The sequence below is a fragment of the Novosphingobium cyanobacteriorum genome (assembly GCF_029436685.1).
GTDB classification, from domain to species: Bacteria; Pseudomonadota; Alphaproteobacteria; order Sphingomonadales; family Sphingomonadaceae; genus Novosphingobium; species Novosphingobium cyanobacteriorum.
Genome location: NZ_JAROCY010000008.1, coordinates 136,440 through 155,816, shown reverse-complemented (window position 1 = coordinate 155,816; position 19,377 = coordinate 136,440). Strand labels below are relative to the sequence as shown.

The window sequence follows — 19,377 nt, the reverse complement described above, 5'->3', positions numbered from 1 at the left end:
CACGAACGAGAAGGGGCCGGAGAAATCCGGCCCCTTTTTCGTTAATGGCCGTATCGTCAATCAGGAGAATGTAACGATGAGCCGCACCTTCCACATCGCAACCCTGCTGGCCGCAGCCTTGGGAACAGGGGCCTGCGCAACCACGTCCGCTGCGCCTGGCCTGACGACACTGGCCCACGCCGACATTGTCGGCACAGACGGCAGACCTGCCGGCCGCGCCACCTTGTCAGAATCCCAAGGCGCGGTATCGCTGACCGTTTCGGCACAAGGGCTGGCCTCCGGGCCACATGGCATCCACCTCCACGCCGTTGGCAAATGCGAGGGGCCTGCCTTCACCACCGCTGCTGGCCATCTCAACCCCGCCATGCACCAGCACGGTTCGATGAATCCCGCAGGGCCTCACCTTGGAGACCTGCCGAATATCGTGGTCCAGGCTGACGGGACGGGAACGGCCACCCTCACCATCCCCGGCGACTGGAACGGCCTTGCCTCCGCAATCTTCGATGCGGACGGCACCGCGCTTGTCATCCACGCCGCCGCAGACGACTACAAAACTGATCCGTCCGGCAACAGCGGCGCCCGGATCGCCTGTGGCGTGTTCACGCGGGGCTGATCACCGCTCCTTGCGAACCAGATCCCGCCACGCGATGCCCAGAAAGAGCACCGCGGGCGGGAGCGCCAGCAGGATCAGCGCCAGCCCGGTTCGCAGGCTTTCAAACTCGCGCGAAAGCCTGCCGGCGGCATAAGGCCCCAGCGCCAGCCCGATCATCGTCGCTCCCAAAAAGAACGCGGCCGTGGCCGTTCCCCGCACGCGCGCGGGCACGATGTTGACGATCGTGCCGGATGCGCTGCCCAGAGCCATGCTCATGACGAACCACATCGGAAAGACCGTCCAGTAAAGCACGGTTACCGAATGCGTTACCAGCAGCAGGCCATAGGGCGCGAGCGAGGCTATCAGCGCGCCGATCACCACCAGAACGCGGCGCGAATGGCGTCCGTCTGCGGCCACCCGATCCCCGATCGCTCCGCCCGCTATCACGCCGAGCGCACCCCCTGCCGCCGCCGAACCACCGACGACCAATGCAACCGTGCGCGCCGGTGCGCCGAAGCTTTCGATCGCGTACAGCGGCCCGAATGCAGAGCTGGCATAGGTCACCGCGCACATCAGGCCATAGCCGACGTTGATCCCCACCACCGCCGGCGCGGCCCAGATGGCGTCGAACGCTTCACGGTCATCATGGCGCAGCGATATGGCCCATGAGGCCACGGCATAGACGCCCACACCCAGCGCGGCCCACTGCGCCGGATCGCCAAGGGCAATGGTCAGCCCGATTGCCGCACCAGCCGTGCTGAACGCGATCAGCGCATTGACCCCACCGGCCGCCGGCCCCCGGCGCAGTGCGACAAAGAGGGTGAAGGGTGGAACAATCGCCCCAAGATCGCGGACGAAGCCCCGCCATACCTCACGGCCCGGGTCGACCGCCGCCGGCTCCGCCAGGCCTTCGAACCGTCCACGCAAGGGTTCGCGCAAGCTCCTGACCCACAGCGCCAGGAGCACGCCGGGGATGCCCACGGCAAGGAAGGCCGCCTGCCATCCGGCCAGGCCCAGCGGTGCCATGCCCACGGCAAAGGCGCTGTTCCACCACATCGCGATCGACGTACCGATGAACAGCGAAACCCCGCCGCCCAGATAGATGCCCGAGGAGAAGATCGCCACGGCCGTGGCCCGGCGCCGGGGCGGGAAGTAATCCGCCAGCAGTGAATAAGCGCAGGGTCCGGCCGTAGCTTCGCCCACGCCGACCCCCACACGCGCCGCACCAAGCTGCCAGAAATTGCCCGCCAGCCCGGAAAGCGCCGTCATGCCTGACCATACCGCCAGCCCCAGCGAGAGCAGCCCGGTCCGCGACCAGCGGTCGGCGAGCTTGCCCAGCGGAATGCCGAACAGCGCATAGAAAACGCCGAACGCGGTGCCATAGAGAAAGCCGAAATCCGCGTCCGAAATGCCGAGGTCGCGCTTGATGTCGACCGCCAGGATCGTCAGCAGTTGCCGATCGATGAAGTTGAGCATGTAGACGAGCACCAACACTGCCAGGGCATACCAGGCATAGCCGTCGGCCTTCGCAGTCTCGCCCGCGCGGTCAGGTTCCCCCGCCGTAGCTTGTACCATCCTCAATCCCCGCTTCCTCGAATCCCGCGCGCCGCAGGCGGCAGCTGTCGCATTCACCACAGGCGCGACCATCGGGCAGCGGGTCGTAGCATGACCAGCTTTCCTTCGTGTCGAGCCCGAGGCGAACCGCCTCGCGCGCGATTTCGGATTTTTTCAGGTGCTGCAGCGGGGCGTGAACCGTCACGGTGCCGCCTTCGCTGCCAAGCTTCGTGGCAATCCGCGCCAGGTCCTGGAAACCGGCGACGAATTCAGGCCGGCAATCGGGATAGCCGGAGTAATCGAGCGCGTTCACGCCGATGAACAGATCCTTCGATCCCGCCGCCTCTGCCCACGCAAGCGCCAGCGACAGGAACACGAGGTTGCGCGCAGGCACATAAGTGACCGGAATATCGTCCCCAACCCCATCCTTGGGCACATCGATCGCATCGGTCAGCGCCGATCCGCCGAACTGGCGCAGGTCCATCGGCAGGATCACGTGGCGTTCGACACCGAGCCGATCGGCAATCCGACGCGCCGAATCCAGCTCGATCCGATGCCGCTGGTTGTAATCGATGGTCAGCGCCAGCACACGGAAACCCTGTTCCTGCGCCAAGGCGGCGCAGACCATCGAATCCAGCCCGCCCGACAGCAGCACAACCGCCAAGGGGCCTGCGCCCGCGCCCACATCGTCCATCATGCCATTGGGCTAGCCGTCCAGTGCGGCGGTGGCAATCCCGCCGATCCGCTCAGCGCGGGCAATTGCCCATGCGGCGGGCTTCGGCCGTGAACTCAAACGGAAGCCCGCTTGCGATGCCTTGCGTTTCCAACTGCACCAACCGCGGATTTTCAAAGCGGATGCGGGTTCGCCCATTGCCGTTGCCCGGGCAGGAATAGGCGATGGTCACTGCACCAGGCGTATCTTCTGCCACCACGCTGCGGCAGGTTTCGTTCTGGTGGCGGATCTGGACAAGCCTGCGACCGCTGTCGATGCACAGCCGGATACGCTCGCCGCTGCCGTCGCGATCGCGCACTTCCCAGTCACCGGGTTCAAGGCGGTCCAGCATTGCGGCGGTAACGCGTTGGGCGCCAGCATTGGCGGCCACGCAACCCAGCGTCAGCGCAAGGGTGATCGCACCAGTCCGCAGAATTGTCCGCAATCGCCGGTCCACCGCCACCATCCGTCATCCCGTCCCCGCGCATTCCGCCGGGCCGCTCCATCATACAGCAAGCCGCCGGCTGCGCCAGACTGTTCTTTTTGGGGGACGAACCGAAGTGAAACGTGTTCAATCAAGATCGATGATGAAATCACGCGAACAGAACGCGCAGTCCACCACGATAAGACCTTGTTCGTTCTTCATTTCCTTGCGGTCGTCGGGCGAGAACCGGCCGATCAGTTCGCGATAGTGCTCCACCGTGCAGCGGCAGCCGCGTTCCAGCTCGTGCCCTTGCTGCACGCGCACTTCGCGCTCTTCGTGGAACAGCCGCCAGACGATGCTTTCCAGCGACAGCGTCGAATCGGTGAGTTCGTCCGCCCGCACCGCGCCGCCCATGATCGCCATGTGCTCCCAGTGCGGATGGTCCAGCTGCGCATGCAGCCGCTCGCGCCCTTCTTCGCCTTCGGGCAGGTGCTGGATCAGCAGGCCACCCGCCACATTGCCTTCGGCCGTGCTCTTCACCCCCACGCGGATCAGCGTCGGCACCTGTTCGGATTGCCAGAAATAGCTTTCGCAGGCCTGCGCCAGGGTTTCCCCTTCCAGCGGAACCACGCCCTGGTAGCGCTGCCCCGTGGTGGCAAGGTCAAAGGTGATGGCAAGGTATCCATCGCCGAACAGCGCATGCAGCGTGGGTGCCGGGCCCAGTTCATCCAGCCGGGCCTTGTCATAGCGGACATAGCCGCGCACTTCACCGCCGCGATAATCAACCACCAGCAGGTCGATCACCCCGTCCTGCGTCTGCGCCTGCATGGTCAGCTGGCCGCTCTCGTCCTTCAGCAGCGAACCCAGCAGCGCCGCCAGCACCAGCGCCTCGGCCAGCAGGTTGCGCACCGGCGCGGGATAGGCGTGGGCGGAGAGAACCTGGTCCAGCACCGGCCCCAACCGCACCACGCGTCCACGCGCATCCTTGTCGGGCACGGTAAACAACAGCGTCCGGTCAAATCCGGTCTCGCCGTCGGCTCGCACTTCGGCAGTCATCGTGTCAGTCCTCAGATCTGGCCGAACGCCCAGCGCAGCACCGCCTTCTGGGCGTGGATGCGGTTCTCCGCCTCGTCCCATACCACGGAACGGGGGCCGTCGATCACCGCGTCGGTCACTTCCTCACCGCGATGCGCGGGCAGGCAATGCAGGAACAGCGCGTCGGGCTTGGCCTTGGCCATCAGCGCCTCGTTCACCTGATACGGCTCCATCGCCTTCAGCTTGGCCTCGGCATGGGCCTGCCCCATCGAGATCCAGGTGTCGGTCACGACCACATCCGCACCCGCAACCGCACTGGCGGCATCGCGATGCAGGCTGATCCCCGCCCCCGCCGCCTCTGCGCAAGAGATGAAGCCCTGGTCGCATTCATACCCTTCGGGCACGCCGATGCGCACGTTGAACTTCATCAGGCCCGCCGCCTCGACGATCGAGTTGAGCACGTTGTTGCCATCGCCCAGCCACGCCACTTCCAGCCCTGGCAGGGCCTTGCCATGCTCCAGCACGGTCTGCAGGTCCGCCATGATCTGGCAGGGGTGTGAAAGGTCGGTGAGCCCGTTGATCACCGGAACGGTGGCGTAATGCGCCAGTTCCTCCACCTTCGCATGGTCGTCGGTGCGCAGCATGATCGCATCGGCCATGCGGCTCAGCACGCGGGCGGTATCGGCAATCGTCTCGCCCCGGCCCAGCTGCGTGGTGCCGGCATCCAGGATCACTGCGCTGCCGCCCAGCTGGCGCATGGCGATGTCGAACGACACGCGGGTGCGGGTGGAGTTCTTTTCGAACACCATGGCCAGCACGTGGCCGCCCAGCGGCGCATCCGCGTCCGGCAGGCCCTTGGGCAGCCCCTCGCGCGCGGCCTTGCGGTCCATCGCATCGGCCAGCATCGCGGCCACGGCATCGCCGCCGGCGTCCGACAGGTTCAGGAAATGCCTGCCCGAGAAACTTGCTTTACTCATGTCGCGGGCGCCTCGGGGTTATAGCTTTCCGACGCGGCCGAAAGCTTTTCCATGAACTCGTCGATCTCGGCATCGCCGATCACCAGCGGCGGCAGCACGCGGAACGTCATGTCCCCCGCCGCCACAGCCAGCAGCTGGTGGTTGTCGCGCATGTGCGCCACAAAGCCGCGCGGCTCCACCTTCATCTTCACGCCCAGCATCAGCCCGCGCCCGCGCACCAGCTCGAACAGATCCGGATAATTGCCGATGAACTGTTCCAGCCGCCCGCGCAGCCGCTCCCCGGTTGCCTTCACGGTGCCGAGGAATTCCTCGTTGGCCACCACGTCCAGCACCGCTTCGCCCGCCGCCATGGCCAGCGGATTGCCGCCATAGGTGCTGCCGTGCGTGCCGATCACCATGCCGCGCGCCGCCTTTTCGGTGGCAAGGCAGGCGCCCATGGGGAAGCCGCCGCCAATGCCCTTGGCCGTCGCCATGATGTCGGGCTCCACGCCATACTGTTCATAGGCATAAAGCGTGCCTGTGCGGGCCACGCCGCACTGCACCTCGTCGAAGATCAGCATCAGGTCATGCTCGTCGCACAGCGCGCGCAGGCCCTTCAGGAATTCGTCGGACGCATCGCGGATGCCACCCTCGCCCTGGATCGGCTCTACCAGGAAGCCGGCGGTGTTCGGCCCGATCGCCGCCTTCGCGCCTTCCAGGTCGTCGAAGTCGACATACTTGAACCCCTGCAGCAGAGGCAGGAAGCCCTTGTGCATCTTTTCCTGATTCGATGCGCTGATCGTCGCCATCGTGCGGCCGTGGAACGCGTTCTTGAACGTGATCAGTTCATACTTTTCGTCGTTGCCCGCATGCTGGTGATAGGCGCGCGCGGTCTTGATCGCGCACTCCACGGCTTCGGCCCCGCTGTTGGTGAAGAACACCGTGTCGGCAAAGGTCAGGTCCACCAGTCGCTGCGCCAGGTGCTCGCCCTGCGGGCTGCCATAGAGGTTCGACACGTGCATCAGCGTGGCGGCCTGCTTCTGGATCGCACCGATCAGGTGCTCGTTCGAATGGCCCAGCAGGTTCACCGCGATGCCGCTGGCGAAATCGAGATAGCGCGTGCCGTCCTCGCTGATCAGGTGGCAATGCTCGCCTCGCACCGGACGCACGCCGCACCGGGGGTACACGGGCATCAACGGGGTGATCGACATGGGGCTCTCCTGTTCAAGTCAACGAATGTTCCGGATGGCGCAGCAGACTGGCGTTGTCCGGATGGAAAAAGGGGAATCGCGAAACGACAAATGGCGGCCCCGCAAGTCCGTTTGAAGGACCCTGGGACCGCCATCTGTGCGCGTATGTCTTTGCAGGCTGCCGGTCAGTCTACCGGAAGCGATGCAATCGGGATCAACCCTGGATCGGCACGAGGTTGACCGCCGAGTGCTTGCCTCGTCGATCGACTTCGAGGTCGAATTCCAGCTTGTCGCCTTCGTTCAGCTCGCGCAGGCCGCTGCGTTCCACGGCGCTGATGTGCACGAATGCGTCGGGCTGGCCGTCATCGCGGGTGATGAAGCCGAAGCCCTTCATCGCGTTGAAGAACTTGACTGTGCCGGTCGCCTTCTCGCCGGTCAGCGAACGCTGCGGCGCGGCTGGCTTGGCCGCCACGGGGATCACGTCGCCCACAACCTGCAGGTCCGCTGCGGAAATCTTGCCGCCACGGTCCACCAGGTTGAATTCGAGCTGCTGGCCCTCGGCCAGGCCTTCAAGGCCGGCACGTTCCACGGCGCTGATGTGGACGAACACGTCCTCACCACCGTCTTCGCGCTGGATGAAGCCGAAGCCCTTCTGGCCGTTGAAGAACTTGACGACACCCTTGCCGGTGCCGACGACCTGGGCAGGCATGCCGCCGCCGCGCGGGCCGCCGAAGCCGCCACCGCCGCCGCTGCGATCGCCGCCGCCGAAGCCGCCGCGACCACCGCCGCCACCGCCAAAGCCGCCGCGGTCACCACCGCCGCCGCCACCGAAGCCGCCGCGGTCGCCGCCGCCGAAGCCACCACGACCACCGCCGCCGTAACCGCCGCCGCCGCCACCGAAGCCGCCGCGGTCGTAACCGCCGCCGCCGAAGCCGCCACCGCCGCCACCGCTATAGGGATCGAAGCCTTCTTCGCCGAAACCGTCGCGCTTGTCGCGTCCGCGACCCCGCCGCCCTCTGTCAAAACCCATAAAAACCAACAAACCTTCGTTCCGCCCCTGCTTTCCCGGGCGCCGCAGGCCGGAAGCGGGAGCCGGCGGCACGACAAGGGAATCCGAGCCGGACGAACCCGGCGCCTCTCCATTGCGGGCGCGACTATATCAACAAAATCACGCTGCGCTAACGGATTCCGCGATTTTGCGCCGATTAGCCGGAAATACGGTGTTGACCGTGGCCTATTGGCAGCATTTTGCATGCCCGCATCCGTTTGCCTGCCGTTCCGGATTGCCCCGTGGCCCCGCTTTGGGCAGAACAGCGCCCATGGATATCATCGCACTGCTTTCCGATCCCTCCGCATGGGCGGCGTTCCTCACGCTGGTTGTGCTCGAAATCGTGCTGGGGATCGACAACCTCGTCTTCATCGCCATCCTTTCCAACAAGTTGCCGCCGGAACAGCAGGCGAAAGCGCGCCGCATCGGCCTTGCCCTGGCGCTCATCCTGCGCCTGGGCCTGCTCACGCTGATCGGCTGGATCGTCACGCTGCAGGCGCCGCTGATCGACCTTGGCATAGCGGGCAAACCCGGCCCGCACGGCGAACCCACGTTCGAAACCGCGCTTTCCGGTCGAGACCTCATCCTGATCGCCGGCGGCCTGTTCCTGCTGTGGAAGGCCACGAAGGAGATCCACCACAACATCGATCCCGAACCCAGCGGCACCCTGCTGGATCACAAGGGGGAGCCTTCCGCCGGGCAAGTCGCGGTCGCCAACTTCGGCAGCACCATTGCCCAGATCATCGCGCTCGATCTCGTCTTCTCGATCGATTCGATTCTCACCGCCGTGGGCATGACCGACGAGATCCCGATCATGATCGCCGCCGTCGTCACCACCGTCTCGCTGATGATGGTCGCGGCCGATCCGCTGGCGAAGTTCATCGAGAAGAACCCCGGCCTCGTCATGCTCGCGCTGGCCTTCCTGGTGATGATCGGCCTCGTCCTGCTGGCAGACGGCTTCGGCGTGCACATTCCCAAGGGCTACATCTATGCCGCCATGGGCTTCTCCGTGGCGGTCGAACTGCTCAACATCATCGGCAAAGCCCGGCGTGAAGCCCGCCGCGCCGCCAGCAAGGAATAACCCATGTTCCGCCAGATCGACGCCAAGACCTACGCCAGCCCGCAGATCACCCTGGCCGACGTGGCCGAGGCCAGGGCCCTCGGCGTGGGGCTGATCATCAACAACCGGCCGGAAGGCGAATCGGAAGACCAGACCCCGGGCGCGGAGATCGAGGCCGCCGCGCGCGAGGCCGGGATCGCCTATGTCGCCATTCCCGTCAGCCACGCCGGCTTCTCGATGCCCCAGCTCGACGCCATGGCGCAGGCGCTTGAACAGGCGGGTGACGCTCCCGTGCTCGCCTATTGCCGCTCGGGCACCCGCTCCACCCTGCTGTGGGCGCTCACCATGGCGCGCACCGGCATGCACCCGGCAGAGATCGCCGAAAAGGCCGCCGGCGCCGGCTATGACATTGCGCCCATCCGCGCGCAGGTAGACATGCTGGCCGCGCAGGCCCGCTGACCGGAACGGGAGGGGGGCATGCAGGTGGAAACGGTGAAGGCGGCGATTGCCGCCGCGCTGGCGCATCCCGGTGCGCCGCTGATGGCGCAGGCGCTGCTCTCGCTCTTCGCCATCGTCGCGCTCACCGCCATGGCGCGCGGCCTTGCTCTGGGGCAGGATGTGCGCCTGGAAAGCGAGGACGAGGTGCGCCTTCTGGCCGAAGATGCGATCTGCGGCTTCCGCGCCAGCGCCATCGGCTTGGACCGCGCCCGCATCGGCGCGCTCGCCCGCAACGATCAGGGCCGCATCCTGCTGATCCGCCGCCACGGCGCCCGCTTCGCCGCACGGGAACTGACCACGCACGAAGGCATCCGGCTGGATCGCCAGTTCATCACCCTGTCCACGCCAGACCGGCACTTCGGCACGATCACGCTCGATCTCGGCCCGCAGGCGCAGCACTGGGCCGCCAGCCTGCGCGATCTCGGGCACCATGGCAGAGGCAGGGCATGAAGCCGCAGCTCCCCGCCTCCGGGCTTCAGCCGTTCGACATCGTCGTCTGGGCCATCCCCTTCTTCATCATCGCCATCGTGCTGGAAATGCTCTGGGCCGCGCGCCACAGGCCCGATGCCTATGAACCGGCGGACACCTGGACCAGCCTCGCCCTCGGCGTTGGCAGCACGGTGATCGGCGGCGTCTTTGCCACCACGATCTATGCCGCCGCCACCTGGGCCTATGCCCACCGCGTGTTCACCGTGCCTGTCGCGTGGCCCATCGGCATCGCGTCATGGATCGGCTGCTTCCTGCTTGATGACCTGAACTATTACTGGTTCCACCGCAGCGCCCACCGCGTCCGCTGGTTCTGGGCGGCCCATGTGAACCACCATTCCAGCCAGCACTACAACCTGTCGACCGCCCTGCGTCAGCCGTGGACAACGCTTCCCGCGCTCTCCTTCGCGTTCCGCATCTGGCCCGCCTTCATCGGCTTTCCCCCGGCGATGCTGGTCACCGTGGGCGGCATCAACCTGGTCTACCAGTTCTGGATCCATACCGAAGCGGTGCGCCGCCTGCCGCGCTGGCTTGAAGCGGTGCTCAACACCCCCTCGCACCACCGCGTCCACCACGCGGTGAACCCCCGCTATCTCGATCGCAACTATGCCGGCGTGCTGATCGTGTGGGACCGCCTGTTCGGCACTTTCGCCCCCGAACTGGACGAAGACCCGCCCCGCTACGGCATCATCCGCCAGCTCGGCACATTCGGCCTGCTGCACAGCGCGTTCCACGAATGGAAAGCCCTGCTCAAGGACCTCGCCAAGGCCCCCTTCCGCCACAAGCTCAGCTACCTCCTGCGCCCGCCCGGCTGGAGCCATGATGGGAGCCGGGATAGCTCCGACGCGATCAGGGAGCGGTGGCGACAGCAATTGGACACCGAAGCCTGACCGGGCTCCCCCTCCTCTTCAGGGGAGGGGGTCGGGGGGTGGGGGCTCTCCGGCTACGCGCAGCCTCTGCGGTTGCCTTGGCCAGATGCAGAAACGGCGGGCACCCGGCCCGCCGCTTCATATCCCAGGCGACGATGATCGCTCACCCCACCATGCGCAGTCCCGCGCCCGGCACGCCCAGTTCGGGCTGGTCCGGCCAGATGCCGCGCGTGTCATAGACCATCTTGCCCGCGCGTTCGGCCAGCGGCACCACGCGGAACACGTCGTGGTCCACCAGCACCAGCAGCATGTCGCAGGTTTCCAGCGCGGTATCCAGGTCGATCAGGCGCGCGCCCGTGTCGGTGAATTCGATCGGCAGCGTCGCGGCATAGGGCTCCACGATGGACACCCGATCGCCAAACTTGCGGGCGATGCGCGCCGCCACGAAGCGGGCCGGGCTTTCGCGGAAATCGTCGATGTTGGCCTTGAACGCCAGGCCCAGGCACGCCACCCGCGCCTTGGGGTTCACCGCCACCAGGTTTTCGATCTGCGTGGTCGCGCGCTCGATCACGTGGTGCATCTTCTGGTCGTTCACGTTGCGGGCGGTGCGGATCAGCGGGGTGTCATCGGGCGCGCTCGCCACGATGAACCACGGGTCCACGGCAATGCAGTGCCCGCCCACGCCGGGGCCGGGCTGCAGGATGTTCACGCGCGGATGGCGGTTGGCCAGCCGGATCACCTCCCACACGTTCAACCCCATGCGGTCGGCCACGATCGAAAGCTCGTTGGCAAAGGCGATGTTCACGTCGCGGTATGCGTTTTCCACCAGCTTGGTCATTTCCGCGCTGCGGGCATCGGTGGTCACGCAGGTGCCGCGCACGAAGCGCTTGTAGAACGACAGCGCCTTGCGCGCGCAGCGCGGGGTGATCCCGCCGATCGAACGATCGTTGTTGGCCAGCTCTTCCAGGATGCGCCCCGGCAGCACGCGTTCGGGGCAGTATGCAATGGAAACGTCGGGCGTCTCGCGCGTCTTGCCCGGAAATTTCAGGTCCGGCCGCAGCCCGGCCATCAGGTCGCGCATCTGCTCGGTGGTGCCCACCGGGCTGGTCGATTCCAGGATCACCGTGTCCCCGGCCTTCAGCACGCCGGCCACTTCGCTGGCGGCCGCCAGGACATACGAGATGTCGGGCGTGTGGTGCCCGTCCTTTTCGAACGGCGTCGGCACCGCGATCACGAACACGTCGGCCGGTTCGATCTGGGTGGAGGCACGCAGCAGCCCGCGCTGCACCACGCCGTGGACAAGGCCGTCCAGGTCCACTTCCTCGATATGTATCTCGCCGCGGTTGATCGTGTCGACCACATGCTGCGAAACGTCCAGCCCCAGCACCGGGCAGCCCGCACGGGCGATGATCGCCGCCGTCGGCAGCCCGATATAACCCAGCCCGACGACACAGACCTGCGGCTTGGAATCACCCTGCATTACGAAGAAGCTCCACGATGCGCCGCGCCGCCTGCCCGTCCCCGAATGGGTTGTGGGCGCGCGCCATGGCCGAATAGGCCGCCTTATCGTCCAGCAGGGTGAAGATTTCGGTAACGATGCGTGCGCGATCGGTGCCCACCAGCCGCGCCGTTCCGGCCTCCACGCCTTCGGGCCGCTCGGTCGTCTCGCGCATCACCAGCACCGGCTTGCCCAGCGCGGGCGCCTCTTCCTGCACGCCGCCGCTGTCGGTCAGCATGATCTCGCTGATCGAAAGCAGCCGGGCGAAATGCGGATAGTCCAGCGGCTCGATCATCGCCACGTTGTCCAGCCCCGCCAGTTCCGCCTCCATCACCCGCCGCACGTTGGGATTGGGATGGACCGGAAAGATCAGCGCCACATCGGGCCGCGCGGCAATGTCGCGGATCGCGCCGGCAATCGCCTCAAGCCCGCCGCCAAAGTTCTCGCGCCGGTGGCTGGTCACGCCCACTATGCGCCGTCCGGCAAACCGCGCTTCCAGATCGGCCAGCCCGCCCGCCAGCGCCGGCTCCGCCTCGATCCGCGCTGAAACCCACTGCAGCGCGTCGATCACCGTGTTGCCCGTCACATGGATCGCGCCTGCATCCACGTTCTCCGCCTTCAACGCGGCGGCGCTGGTTTCGGTGGGGGCAAAGTGCAGCGCGGCGATGGTGCCGATGATCTTGCGGTTCACCTCCTCGGGCCAGGGGTGATAGATGTTGTGGCTGCGCAGGCCCGCTTCCACGTGCGCCACCGGCACCTTGCGGTAATAGGCGGCCAGCGCCCCCGCCATGGCCGTGGCGGTATCGCCCTGCACCACCACCCAGTCGGGCTTTTCGGCGTCCATCACCTTGCCCAGTTCGGTCAGCAGCGCGGCGGTCAGGCCGTCCAGCGTCTGGTCCGGCTTCATCAGGTCCAGATCATGATCGGGCGCGATTCCGGCGATCTCCAGCACCTGGTCCAGCATCCCGCGATGCTGCGCCGAAACGCAGGTCACCACCCGGAACGCCCCATCCGCCTTCAGCGCATGGACCACCGGAAACATCTTGATCGCCTCGGGCCGCGTGCCGAACACGACGAGTATGGTCTTGGTCATGCCCCACCCCCTACCCAAAGAGGGTTAAGGGGCCATAACCACGAGGGGAAGAAGGTGGGTTGAATTTCGCCCCTTGGACCAAGGCACTGAAACGACGCTCGAGCTATAGCCAAGCCTGCCACAAAATAACCATTTCGGTAAAATCGGAAGACCGCCCCTCGTCCATTCAGTTCTCGGATTCCTGCGGTAACCCGCTCCCAAATCAATCCCCAGAAACGGGAATATCCTAGATCGTAAAAAATAAAATCTACATTACATGAACTTACGTTCATTCGGATATCTTGACCCACCCTGCAACCTAAAAAATGGTTTATAACCAACAATGCTGATGACAGTGTTTACCATGTTACGATTCGTAACAAGAGGGATCAGTCATGGCGTCGAATATCTCCATCAGCGATGTTATTGTCGATGAACTCGCTGGTTTTGCGGCGTTTGTGATAAGGCTCGACGTCGCATCTACCCAGACCGTCAGCGTCAACTACGCCACCGCCAATGGCACCGCCAGCGGCGGCGGAACATCGGGATATGATTACATCGCCACCAGCGGCACCATTCAGTTCGCACCGGGTGAGCTGACCAAGACCGTGCAGGTCCAGATCAACGACGATTCCTATTGGGAAGAACCCTTTCACCAGTTCACCATGAACCTGTCGGGAGCGGTCAATGCCACCATCTATGATGGTGTCGCCACCGGCACGATCTACGACAACGATGCCCCGGTCGGTACGCCCAACGCCAAGGTCAGCGACATCGTGGTGGATGAAACCACCGGCACCGCCACCTTCGTGATCACGCTCGATCGCCCCAGCGATTCCACCGTCTCCATCGATTTCGCCACGCAGGATGGGTCGGCCAAGGCCGGCAGCGACTATGTCGCCCAGTCCGGCACCCTCAGTTTCGCCGCGGGCGAAGCAGTCAAGACCGTCTCCGTCGCCCTCACCAACGATACCGTTGCCGAAGGCGACGAGACCTTCGGCCTCGCCTTGTCCGGCTTCGTCAACGCTGCAACCCTTACCCCGCGCGCCACCGCCACCATCGCCGCCAACGACGCCACCGCCGTCACCAGCCCGCAGATCTCCATCGCCGATGTCATCGTCGACGAAGCCAGCGGCTATGCCAACTTCGTCGTCCGCCTCAGCGCCCCCGGCACCCAGACCGTCAGCGTCAACTATGCCACCGCCAATGGCACCGCCAGCGGCGGTGGATCATCCGGATATGATTACATCGCCACCAGCGGCGTCCTCAAGTTCGCGCCCGGGCAAACGGTGCAGGTAATCCAGGTGCCTATCAACGATGATGACAGCACCCGGGGCACGATCGATTTCAAGCTCAACCTGTCAGGCGCGGTCAACGCCACGATTGCCGACAGCCAGGCCATCGGCACGATCTTTGACGACGAGGGCCCGCTGATCACCAGCAACGAAGGCAAGGGCTTCGCCACCGCAACCGTGGCCGAGAACAGCACCGCCGTCACCGCCGTCACCGCCACCAATCCCGCTGGTGGCGCGCTCGCCTACTCCATCGTCGGCGGCGACGATCTCGGCCTGTTCAATATCGACGTCGCCACGGGTGTACTCTCGTTCAAGGCCGCGCCCGATTTCGAGGCGCCCGGCGATGTCGGCTCCAACAACGTCTACAACCTTACCGTGCGGGTCAGCGACGGCACGCTCGGTTCGTACCAGCTGCTTGCCGTTTCCATCACGAATGTGAACGAGGCGCCGCGCTTCACCACCGGCGCCTCGCTCTCCGCGCCCGAAAACGGCACCGCCATCGCCACCATCGCCGCCACGGACCCCGATGCCGGCGCGAAACTGACCTATTCCATCACCGGCGGCGCGGACGCGGCGCTCTTGCAGATCAACGCCAATACCGGCGCTCTGTCATTCAAGGCTGCGCCCAATTTCGAAGCGCCGGGTGATGCCGGGGCAAACCGGGTCTACGACGTCACCATAAAGGTCAGCGACGGCGCGCTCACCGCCAGCAAGGCTTTTGCGATCACGCTTACCAACGTCAACGAAGCACCCACGATCACCAGCAATGGCGGCGGCGTAAACGCGGCGGTCTCCATCGCGGAAAACAGCCGCGCGGTGACCACCGTCACCGCCACCGATCCCGATGCCGGCGCAACCCGCACCTTCTCGATTACCGGCGGAGCCGATGCCGCGCTGTTCCAGATCGACAGCGCCACGGGCGCGCTCTCGTTCAAGGCCGCGCCCAACTTCGAGGCGCGCGGCGATGCCGGCGCAAACAACGTCTATGACGTGATCGTCCAGGTCAGCGACGGCGTGCTCACCGACAGTCAGGCGATTGCTGTCACCGTAACCAACGCCAACGATGCACCGCGCATCACCAGCAATGGCGGCGGCGTCACGGCGGCGGTTGCCGTGGCGGAAAGCGGCTCGGCGGTGACCAAGGTCGTCGCGGTGGACGACGATGCCGGCGCAACCGTGACCTACAGCATCACCGGTGGGGCCGATGCCGCGCTGTTCAGGATATCGTCCACGGGCGCGCTGGCGTTCATTTCCCGGCCCAACTTCGAACGGCCGCTCGATGCCGGTGGCAACAACATCTACGATGTGGTGGTCACCGCCAGCGATGGCGTTCTTACCGATAGCCAGGCCCTCGCCGTCACGGTGACCAACGTCAACGAAGCACCAGTGATCCGCAGCAACGGTGCGGGCGCCAATGCCTCGATCGCCCTCGCCGAAAACACGCTGGCGGTTACCCGCGTGATCGGTCGGGATCCCGACGCTGGCGCGACGCTGACCTACTCGATCGTGGGCGGGGCCGATGCCGCTGCTTTCTCGATCAACGCCACGCGCGGCACGCTCTCCCTACTGAAGGCCGCGAACTTCGAAGCGCCAGCCGATGTCGGCAATGACAACACCTATGACGTGATCGTGCAGGTCAGCGATGGCACCCTCGTCGATCAGCAGACGCTGCACATCACCGTGCAGGACGTGCTCAACGAAGTGATCACCGGCACCCGCCAGGCGGATACGCTTTCGGGCGCGGGTGGGGACGATACGATCTTCGGTCTCGCCGGTGGAGACATCCTCAACGGCAGCACCGGCGACGATATCCTGTACGGCGGCACCGGACGGGATTCACTTACCGGAGGTCTGGGCGCCGACACCTTCGTATTCGACTCCGTGCTCAACGCTACCAGCAACCGCGACACCATCGTCGATTTCGTCGCCTCGGAAGGGGACACGATCCAGCTGTCACGCTCGATCTTCCAGGCCTTCACGGCAAATGGCGCCTTGTCCGCCAGCCAGTTCGTTGCCGGGGCGGGGATCACCGAAGGCAACGATGCCAACGACATCATCATCTACAACACCACCTCCGGCGTCCTGTCCTACGATGCCGACGGCGTTGGCGGCAACGCGGCGGTCGCCTTCGCCCTGCTCGGAACGGGCGCCCATCCGGCGCTGACGGCGGCGGACTTCCTGATCGTAGCCTGACGCCTGAAGCGGCCTGACCGATGCGTAGGGTCAGGCCGCCGGCATCTGCTGGCTGGAGCAGTGGAAGCCGCCACCGCCCATCAGCACCGCATCGGCCATCAGCCCCACCGTCGCGCGGCCGGGGAACAGCTCGGCGATCGCGGCCACGCCGTCATCGTCGTGCACGGTGCCGAACACCGGCACGATCACCATGTGCGTGGTGATCACGAAGTTCATGTAGCTGGCGGGCTGAACCATGCCGCCCATCTCCACCAGGCCCGGCGAAGGCACTTCCACCACTTCCACGCCGAAGTCGCGCGCCCTTGCGGCGGCATCGGCATAGATCGCGGCGTTGGGGTCGTTGGGGCCGGTGGCGCGCGGCACGGCCAGGCGGTTGGAGCCGACGAAGCGGGCGAGGTTGTCCACGTGGCCGTCGGTATGGTCGTTGATCAGGCCATCGCCCAGCCACAGCACGCGGTCGAAGCCGAGGTCCCGGTGAAGCCGGTTTTCGAGGCTGGCTCTGTCGCGCTTGAAGGGGGTTCTGTCGGCCTCAACCCCCTTTAAGTCGTTTTCAACCCCGTCTCTGTCGTTCTCAATGTACCGGTTTTCGTTGAGCAGGCATTGCTCCGTGGTGGCGACAAGGCCGGTGCCGTCGCTGTCCAGCGCGCCGCCTTCCAGCACCCAGTCGCAACGGTCGGCGGGCAGGCCGGCGCTGGCGGCAAGGTCCGCGCCGATCTCTTTATCCCCTTCCATCAGATACTTGCCGCCCCAGCCGTTGAACTGGAACAGCCGCGCCCGCTGCCCCTGCGGCCCATTGACCACCAGCGGCCCGGTATCGCGCACCCACACGTCGCCATAGGTCCGCCGCTCCAGCGTGACGGCGGCGGAAGTGACTGATCTTGCACGCATTTCATTGGCTGCATCGCGCACGATCAGGCGCACCTGCTGCCCGGAATCGGCCACCGCGCTGGCAAAGGCGCCGATCTGCGCCTGCGCCGCGTCGATCACGCCGGACCACTCCTCCGCCAGATGGGGAAAGCCGATCCACAGCCAGTCCTGCGGATGCCATTCAGGCGGCATCCGCATCACGCCTTCGGTCATAGTATCCTTCCGAATCCGTTACTTGCCTTCCGCAAGGCTCTTGTCACGCACCGCGCGGAACTCGTCCCCGGCGTGCCAGTTCGGCCAGGCCGATCCGTCCGCCAGGTTGCGCCCCAGCCGGTAATACAGTTCCACTTCCTGCGCGATACCCGACATGTCCCAGCTGTCGGAATATTCGTCGCTCGGCTGGTGGTAACGGTTCCTGGTATAGTCCTCGGAAGCAGCCTCACCGGCCGCTTTTCCGCCATTTATCAGGTCGGTACCGCGGCCCACGGCAAACATCGGCACGCCCCGCTTGGCCATGCTGAAATGGTCGGAGCGATAGTAGTGCCCCCGCTCGGGATGGTCCTCCGGCGTCTCCACCAGGTTCATGTCCTTTTCCACCCCGCGCAGGATCGCGGTGAGGTCCGACTTGTCGCCCCCCGTCACCGCCAAATCGCGCGAAGGGCCGGTGGGATAGAGCGCATCCATGTTCACCCCGCCGACCGTCTTCGCCAGCGGATAGACCGGGTGCTGGGCGTACCATTCGGAGCCGAGCAGGCCCGATTCCTCGAGCGTCACCGCCAGGAACACCTGGCTGCGCGCGGCGGGCCCGGCGCGGCGGTTCATGGCGGCGAGTTCGGCCAGCGCGGCGATGCCGGTGGCGTTGTCCACCGCGCCGTTGCAGATGCCGTCACCCTTCGCATCCGGGGTGCAGTGGCCAAGATGGTCCCAGTGCCCGCTGTAGAGCACCACCTCATCGGGCCGCCTGGTGCCCTTCTGGATGCCGATCACGTTGTGCGACAACGATTTCTCGAACTCGTTGTCGAAGGAGACATTGGCCTTCACGCCCAGCGGCACGGCCTTGAAGCCCTTTTGCCCCGCAGCGGCGACCATCGCGGCGAAATCCTTGCCCGCCGCCTTGAAGATCGCTTCCGCCATGCCCTTCTGCATCCAGCCGTTGGCCTCGGTCTGGTCCATGCCATCGTTCGCGCTCTGCACGAAGTTCTGCCGCTGCAGCCAGTTGGACTGTAGCACGTTCCAGCCATAGGCGGCAGGGAAGGTATCGTGGACGATCAGCGCGCCCTTGGCCCCCTGCCGCGCGGCTTCCTCGTACTTGTAGGGCCAGCGGCCATACCACGTCATCCGGCGGCCGCGGAACGGGCCGTCCTCGCCCTCCATCATGTAGTCCGGATCGTTGACGAGGATGACCGCGATCTTCCCCTTCATGTTGATCCCGGCATAATCGTTCCAGCCGAGTTCGGGGGCGTTGATGCCATATCCGACGAAGACCAGCTCGCTGTCCTTGATCTCGGTATGCGGCACCACGCGGTAGCTTTCGATCACGAAATCGTTGCCGCCGGTGAACGACAGCGGCTGCGCCCCGCCGGTGACGGTCAGCGGCGTGGGATTCCTGGCGGTGATCGCCACCATCGGCACATCCTGCAGCCAGCTGCCGTTGTTGCCCGGCTGCAGGCCCGCCGCCTTGAAGCGCTTCACGATCTCGTCGAGCGTCTTCTGTTCGGCCGGGGTGCTGGGGCCGCGCCCTTCGAATGCATCGGAGGCCAGAGTCTTGATGGTGTCGCGCATCGCCTGCTGGTCAACCGCCGGCACCTTTGGCGCGGCGGCGAGCGCCGAACCCGCCATGGCAAGGGCGGCAAGGGAGCAGGAAATGGCGCGCAAGGCCTTGCGATGCATCAGGAAAAACTCTCCGGGAAGACGATAGAGATGATTGCGAATGTAACTGGCAGAGCCGCATCGGGCGCGCAAGCGGAGTCATCCCGCCTTGATGCGCGGCTGGCGAAAGGGCATCGGCAGGAGATGGACAGGGAACGA

General features: G+C 65.6%; 17 protein-coding genes. 6 read left to right on the top strand and 11 right to left on the bottom strand.

The features are described 5' to 3' along the window. Positions 1 to 76 precede the first annotated feature (76 nt). On the top strand, positions 77 to 613 hold the full coding sequence (locus tag POM99_RS10440; protein WP_277277478.1) for a superoxide dismutase family protein: 537 nt from the start codon (positions 77 to 79) through the stop codon (positions 611 to 613). Here the strand turns inward: POM99_RS10440 and POM99_RS10435 are convergent, their stop codons facing one another. The 7 genes from POM99_RS10435 to POM99_RS10405 all read right to left on the bottom strand — a co-directional run bounded on the left by POM99_RS10435 (position 614) and on the right by POM99_RS10405 (position 7,493). After that, a complete protein-coding gene (locus POM99_RS10435) occupies positions 614 to 2,167 on the bottom strand; it encodes an MFS transporter (protein WP_277277476.1) in 1,554 nt (517 codons plus the stop codon). It lies immediately after the preceding gene. After that, positions 2,139 to 2,840, bottom strand: a complete 702-nt coding sequence (gene queC / locus POM99_RS10430; RefSeq protein WP_277277567.1) for a 7-cyano-7-deazaguanine synthase QueC — start codon at positions 2,838 to 2,840, stop codon at positions 2,139 to 2,141. Before queC ends, POM99_RS10435 begins: the two co-directional genes overlap by 29 nt. 52 nt (positions 2,841 to 2,892) lie before the next feature. Further along, a complete protein-coding gene (locus POM99_RS10425; RefSeq protein WP_277277474.1) occupies positions 2,893 to 3,303 on the bottom strand; it encodes a hypothetical protein in 411 nt (136 codons plus the stop codon). A 126-nt stretch (positions 3,304 to 3,429) separates the two neighbouring features. Further along, entirely contained in the window at positions 3,430 to 4,338 is a 909-nt protein-coding gene (gene hslO, locus POM99_RS10420; RefSeq protein WP_277277472.1) for an Hsp33 family molecular chaperone HslO, read from the bottom strand. A gap of 11 nt (positions 4,339 to 4,349) precedes the next feature. Further along, positions 4,350 to 5,294: an ornithine carbamoyltransferase gene (argF, locus tag POM99_RS10415; RefSeq protein ID WP_277277471.1), complete on the bottom strand. Its 945-nt coding sequence runs from the start codon at positions 5,292 to 5,294 to the stop codon at positions 4,350 to 4,352. Further along, complete coding sequence (locus POM99_RS10410; RefSeq protein WP_277277469.1) at positions 5,291 to 6,484, bottom strand: aspartate aminotransferase family protein; 1,194 nt, start codon at positions 6,482 to 6,484, stop codon at positions 5,291 to 5,293. Before POM99_RS10410 ends, argF begins: the two co-directional genes overlap by 4 nt. A 193-nt stretch (positions 6,485 to 6,677) precedes the next feature. After that, complete coding sequence (locus tag POM99_RS10405) at positions 6,678 to 7,493, bottom strand: cold-shock protein (protein WP_277277468.1); 816 nt, start codon at positions 7,491 to 7,493, stop codon at positions 6,678 to 6,680. Positions 7,494 to 7,782: 289 nt separating this feature from the next. Between POM99_RS10405 and POM99_RS10400 the strand changes: the two genes are divergently transcribed. The 4 genes from POM99_RS10400 to POM99_RS10385 are packed head-to-tail and all read left to right on the top strand — an operon-like array spanning position 7,783 to position 10,445. Beyond that, positions 7,783 to 8,592 (top strand): TerC family protein, encoded by an 810-nt coding sequence (locus POM99_RS10400; protein ID WP_277277466.1) that lies wholly within the window; start codon positions 7,783 to 7,785, stop codon positions 8,590 to 8,592. Between the two features lie 3 nt (positions 8,593 to 8,595). After that, entirely contained in the window at positions 8,596 to 9,030 is a 435-nt protein-coding gene (locus POM99_RS10395) for a protein tyrosine phosphatase family protein (protein ID WP_277277464.1), read from the top strand. Positions 9,031 to 9,048: 18 nt separating this feature from the next. Next, complete coding sequence (locus POM99_RS10390) at positions 9,049 to 9,519, top strand: hypothetical protein (protein ID WP_277277462.1); 471 nt, start codon at positions 9,049 to 9,051, stop codon at positions 9,517 to 9,519. Next, positions 9,516 to 10,445, top strand: a complete 930-nt coding sequence (locus tag POM99_RS10385) for a sterol desaturase family protein (protein WP_277277460.1) — start codon at positions 9,516 to 9,518, stop codon at positions 10,443 to 10,445. The genes POM99_RS10390 and POM99_RS10385 overlap by 4 nt, the downstream gene beginning before the upstream one ends. Before the next feature lie 142 nt (positions 10,446 to 10,587). On the opposite strand, the gene wecC is transcribed toward POM99_RS10385, so the two are convergent. Beyond that, positions 10,588 to 11,904, bottom strand: a complete 1,317-nt coding sequence (gene wecC / locus POM99_RS10380) for a UDP-N-acetyl-D-mannosamine dehydrogenase (protein WP_277277458.1) — start codon at positions 11,902 to 11,904, stop codon at positions 10,588 to 10,590. Continuing rightward, positions 11,894 to 13,015: a non-hydrolyzing UDP-N-acetylglucosamine 2-epimerase gene (gene wecB, locus POM99_RS10375; RefSeq protein ID WP_277277456.1), complete on the bottom strand. Its 1,122-nt coding sequence runs from the start codon at positions 13,013 to 13,015 to the stop codon at positions 11,894 to 11,896. The genes wecC and wecB overlap by 11 nt, the downstream gene beginning before the upstream one ends. A gap of 374 nt (positions 13,016 to 13,389) precedes the next feature. On the opposite strand from wecB, the gene POM99_RS10370 reads away from it, so the two are divergent. Further along, positions 13,390 to 16,482, top strand: a complete 3,093-nt coding sequence (locus POM99_RS10370; protein WP_277277454.1) for a Calx-beta domain-containing protein — start codon at positions 13,390 to 13,392, stop codon at positions 16,480 to 16,482. Between the two features lie 30 nt (positions 16,483 to 16,512). Here POM99_RS10370 and POM99_RS10365 read toward each other — a convergent pair whose 3' ends face one another. Further along, positions 16,513 to 17,562: an agmatine deiminase family protein gene (locus POM99_RS10365; RefSeq protein WP_277277452.1), complete on the bottom strand. Its 1,050-nt coding sequence runs from the start codon at positions 17,560 to 17,562 to the stop codon at positions 16,513 to 16,515. Positions 17,563 to 17,580: 18 nt separating this feature from the next. After that, a complete protein-coding gene (locus tag POM99_RS10360) occupies positions 17,581 to 19,188 on the bottom strand; it encodes a M28 family peptidase (RefSeq protein ID WP_277277450.1) in 1,608 nt (535 codons plus the stop codon). Between the last annotated feature and the right edge of the window lie 189 nt (positions 19,189 to 19,377).

Excerpts from the sequence above, each read along its gene's own strand:
- POM99_RS10395 (WP_277277464.1), top strand. The coding sequence starts at position 8,596 with ATGTTCCGCCAGATCGACGCCAAGACCTACGCCAGCCCGCAGATCACC.
- POM99_RS10365 (WP_277277452.1), bottom strand. The coding sequence starts at position 17,562 with ATGACCGAAGGCGTGATGCGGATGCCGCCTGAATGGCATCCGCAGGAC.
- POM99_RS10400 (WP_277277466.1), top strand. The coding sequence starts at position 7,783 with ATGGATATCATCGCACTGCTTTCCGATCCCTCCGCATGGGCGGCGTTC.
- argF (WP_277277471.1), bottom strand. The coding sequence starts at position 5,294 with ATGAGTAAAGCAAGTTTCTCGGGCAGGCATTTCCTGAACCTGTCGGAC.
- POM99_RS10390 (WP_277277462.1), top strand. The coding sequence starts at position 9,049 with ATGCAGGTGGAAACGGTGAAGGCGGCGATTGCCGCCGCGCTGGCGCAT.
- wecC (WP_277277458.1), bottom strand. The coding sequence starts at position 11,904 with ATGCAGGGTGATTCCAAGCCGCAGGTCTGTGTCGTCGGGCTGGGTTAT.
- POM99_RS10440 (WP_277277478.1), top strand. The coding sequence starts at position 77 with ATGAGCCGCACCTTCCACATCGCAACCCTGCTGGCCGCAGCCTTGGGA.
- POM99_RS10360 (WP_277277450.1), bottom strand. The coding sequence starts at position 19,188 with ATGGCGGGTTCGGCGCTCGCCGCCGCGCCAAAGGTGCCGGCGGTTGAC.
- POM99_RS10385 (WP_277277460.1), top strand. The coding sequence starts at position 9,516 with ATGAAGCCGCAGCTCCCCGCCTCCGGGCTTCAGCCGTTCGACATCGTC.
- POM99_RS10435 (WP_277277476.1), bottom strand. The coding sequence starts at position 2,167 with ATGGTACAAGCTACGGCGGGGGAACCTGACCGCGCGGGCGAGACTGCG.
- queC (WP_277277567.1), bottom strand. The coding sequence starts at position 2,840 with ATGGACGATGTGGGCGCGGGCGCAGGCCCCTTGGCGGTTGTGCTGCTG.
- POM99_RS10370 (WP_277277454.1), top strand. The coding sequence starts at position 13,390 with ATGGCGTCGAATATCTCCATCAGCGATGTTATTGTCGATGAACTCGCT.
- wecB (WP_277277456.1), bottom strand. The coding sequence starts at position 13,015 with ATGACCAAGACCATACTCGTCGTGTTCGGCACGCGGCCCGAGGCGATC.
- hslO (WP_277277472.1), bottom strand. The coding sequence starts at position 4,338 with ATGACTGCCGAAGTGCGAGCCGACGGCGAGACCGGATTTGACCGGACG.
- POM99_RS10405 (WP_277277468.1), bottom strand. The coding sequence starts at position 7,493 with ATGGGTTTTGACAGAGGGCGGCGGGGTCGCGGACGCGACAAGCGCGAC.
- POM99_RS10410 (WP_277277469.1), bottom strand. The coding sequence starts at position 6,484 with ATGTCGATCACCCCGTTGATGCCCGTGTACCCCCGGTGCGGCGTGCGT.